This is a genomic window from Synechococcus sp. R8-2 (assembly GCF_047461715.1).
Lineage (GTDB): Bacteria > Cyanobacteriota > Cyanobacteriia > Thermostichales > Thermostichaceae > Thermostichus.
Map to the genome: position 1 here is coordinate 1 of NZ_JANSHQ010000545.1, position 3,520 is coordinate 3,520.

The following is a 3,520-nucleotide window of genomic DNA, read 5'->3' on the forward strand; positions in this document are numbered from 1 at the left end:
TGCAACTACAACTGGGGCCCTTGGTCACCGGCCAGTTGCGATGAGGTCATCGACCAAATTGCCTGCGGCACAACCAAAACCTTTACCCAAACCCGAACGGGCACCCTCATCGCCAACACCAGCAGCCCCACCTGCTCGCCCACCACAACGGGGACAAAAAGTTTGACCTGTCCAGGGCGTCCCTGCGGGCCCAGCACTTTTGCCCCAGAAACTCCTTCCAAGAGCCCCTTGGGCGAGTGGATGGCAGCCAAGCCCAACACGGTGGAGCTGCGCCCCATTCAGGCAGTCGAGGCCGATCCGGAGCCGGAGACCATCAGCGTGAATACGGTGGCCGCGGCTCCTGCTGAAGGCGTAACCATTGCCCTGCAGCCGCAGCTTTCGCCGGTGCTGGAGGTGAAAGCCGGGGTGCCCAAGCCACCCAAGTGGCCCAACCCTGCCGAGGCTCTGCAGGCGGCCTTCAATTGGATGTTTGGCGAACCGGCCTATGCTGCCCGCGAGGGCTTGGTGAGAGGTGGCGTTCTCTCCGAGATCGTTTCTCAACCCAACCGCGAGCCCGGCATCCGCCCGGCTATCAAGGGAGAGGCTCTAGAAGACCCGTTTACAAAGGGAACCGACCTCTGGGCCCGAGCGCTGAGGCGCAAATTACTTAGGGAAGATCTGACGGTGGGCTGCCCCTCGGAGGAGGAAGGCCCAGATTCCAAAGGCGGCTTCTGGGTGCCGGGGGTATTTCGCCCCAACTTCAACGACCGCTTCAAGTACACCGCCTACACCGGTGACAGCCGCCCCAGCACGTTGCGCATCAAAGACTGGAACGGAGACGGCCAACTGAACTTCTGGGACGAAAACGACAACCGCGTTCGCGACTCCAACGAGCCTTGGGATGTTGTACTGGATCGGGATCCGCTGTTTGCGGAGAAGGATCCTGCCAATCCCAATAAACTGCTGGTTCAGCCCCAGATGGCGTTGAACCCCTATGCTTGGGTAAACAAAGGTGACACTCAGAACTACTCCCCAAGCTCCAACTATCTTGGCGGTTACTACATTGACACCAAGGGGAGCGAAGATATCCGCAATGGCCTGTGCTTCTACGTCAGGGTGGGCTCCGACTCGGGCACCAAGAGGGTTCAAATCCAGATTGATCGCAACGGTTCCACAATGACCGACAGCGATTTCCCCAGCGACACCGCCGCTTTTGCTTGGGTGGATGTGGAGCCGTTCACCCTGGACCTGAACAAGGCTCCCACTGGCTTTGCCGGCGAAAACCCGGTGCTGGGGGTAATCCTGGATGAGGTGACCCGTCGACCCATTCCCATTCCCCGCTTCCAAGAGCTGGCTTCAACCGATGTGAACCAGCGCCGCCGCAACGACGATGGCAGCCAAAACCGGCAGCTGCAGCCGGCCAGGGAAACGCGGGTGAATGCCATTGCCATCAGCGGCACCCTGCCCTCGCGGCTAGACCAAACTGCCGGCGGCATGCACAACTTCCTGCGCCTCAACGAGCTGTGGAGAAATACCAACCTCTTCTTCAGCGGCTCGATGATCCAGCTCAACTACAGCACCTATGCCACCGGCCCCTTCCTGCAGCAGAGCTTTGAGCCGCCCAACTTGGTTACGGGCTCGGCCCTCACGCGCGGCTACGACTACTACTTCCCGCCCAATCGCCGCTTCGGCTACGATGTGGGCCTGCAAATTGCCCGTCGTCCCAGCGCGGTGTCGGCTCGCTTCCAATTCCCCTCCAATGCCCGCACTGAGTTCTTGCGGGAGTTGGATCCTCAGGATCCGTATGTGCGGCGGCTGCGCTGCGGGCTGCAAGCTCAGCCAGATGTGCCCCTGCAGGCGGCTGCTCGGATTGGAGGCTGTAATGAGTTCAACTGATATCGACTCCCCAAGCCAGGGGTAGATTCGAGGTAGGAGCAGAGTGGGCTAAGGGAGGGATCGATGAGCAAAGGACGGCTTTGGCGGCAACAAGAAACAGGGGGCTTTACCCTCATTGAGGTCTTGGCGTCGGTGGTCATTGTGGCTTTGGCCATGGCTGCCCTTGCTCCTGCCCTTACCTTGATCGCCTATCGACGGGCCATGAGCGAGCGGATAGAAGTGGCCAATCAACTGGCCCGAGCCGAGGTAGATCGCATTCGCACTCTGGTTGACCTGGAACTGGCCGCCAACCCAGCTGCTTTCCAGAACCCGGCTCAGTTGGCTCGTCTGCCCAGGATTGGAGCAAGCCCCTTGGCCAATACCCCGCCTCCTGCTGATATGGACAACCCCGGCCCCAACTACTCCATTCGTTTGGCTGAAGTTCAGGTGCCGGGGCGAAACCCCGAGGTCTATGTCATCCAAACCTTTCGGGATAGGGGCGGGGAATGCATCGACCGACGTAGCAGAACCATCATTGCAGGGGTTCCCTGCAGCTTTATGATGGGAGTCAGGGTCTACCATCGCTTTTCCTTTAACCCAAACACTCGGCAAGCTCTTCCTGGCCTGCGCACTGAGACGGTCTCCGCCAATCAGAACTTGGCCAATGCCGATGTGTGGCTCTTTCCCATGGCCAGCTCGATTGTAGAAGTCAACCTGGCCGCCAATTTGGGGGATGTTTGCCGGGCCATTTTGGCCGATGTTCAAGCCAGGGGTGGGATCCCGACCAACAACTGCAATGCCTTCCCGCTGCCCAGCCCAAGCCCTACCTCGCTTTGAAGCGACGGGTAAGCTCCTCCTGCAGGCTCACAAAAAGGTGGTGTTTTCCTATGTTCAAGGTTTTTCGCCACAGGGTTTACCAGAGTGCGGGGTTTACCCTCATCGAGCTTTTGGTGTCGCTGGTGGTAGCCTCGATCTTTCTGCTGGCCACCGGCATGATCGTCATTGAAACCATGCGGGTGGATCGGGAAGAGACAGGGCGCACCCAGGTGCAGGCGGAGCTGACCCAGGCCATGCAGTATATCCAGCAGGATCTGGCAGAGGCGCTTTACATCTACAACGATGCGGAACAGCCCAACGGAGACGGAACGCCAGATCTCATCCAAAGGCTTTACACCCCCGGCTGGATTCGCCGCCCCGATGGGGCCATTCCAGTGGTCGCCTTTTGGAAGCTGAATCCGATCCCGCAGAGGTGCTACGCAGGCAACCCTACTCTGCAGGATATCCGAAGGGGCCAAGCAACTTTGAAGGAGAGACCTAGAGACATTTCTGTAGCTGACTGGGACAACATCCGCAACCGCCGCAACATCTATACCTTGGTTGTGTACTACTTGCGACGTAACTACAACAACGCCGGTAACCCAGACGGCAACACCCCTTGGGAGGGCAATGCGCGCATTGCTAGGTTTGAGTTGCAACCTTTTGATGACGAATGCACTCAGCGCAGCTCGTTTTTCAGAGAGGATCCAGATCCTTTCCAGGCTGGCTTTCTGGCTTGGCCTCGCAATCCAGATGGTCAAACTCCCATTGCCACCAGCTCAGCAGGCCCTCGTCTTGTAACTCTGGTCTCCAACATCTTCAGCAGCCGACAGGGAAGTCCGCAGGTTGC

Annotated in this window: 2 protein-coding genes and 1 pseudogene; all 3 read left to right on the forward strand. The window is 58.9% G+C overall.

Going from position 1 to position 3,520, the window contains the following annotated elements:
- A pseudogene (locus NW819_RS12200) lies at window positions 1-1,875 on the forward strand (type II secretion system protein); the annotation flags it as partial.
- A 63-nt stretch (window positions 1,876-1,938) separates the two neighbouring features.
- The gene (locus tag NW819_RS12205) at window positions 1,939-2,691 is read left to right on the forward strand and encodes a prepilin-type N-terminal cleavage/methylation domain-containing protein (RefSeq protein ID WP_414413903.1); all 753 of its coding nucleotides are present in this window, start codon (window positions 1,939-1,941) and stop codon (window positions 2,689-2,691) included.
- A gap of 50 nt (window positions 2,692-2,741) precedes the next feature.
- Window positions 2,742-3,520: type II secretion system protein J (locus NW819_RS12210; RefSeq protein ID WP_414413904.1), on the forward strand; the 779-nt coding region annotated here is incomplete at its 3' end.

What these genes read in the sequence shown, in the direction of transcription:
- NW819_RS12205 (WP_414413903.1), top strand. Translation starts at nt 1,939, where the DNA reads ATGAGCAAAGGACGGCTTTGGCGGCAACAAGAAACAGGGGGCTTTACC.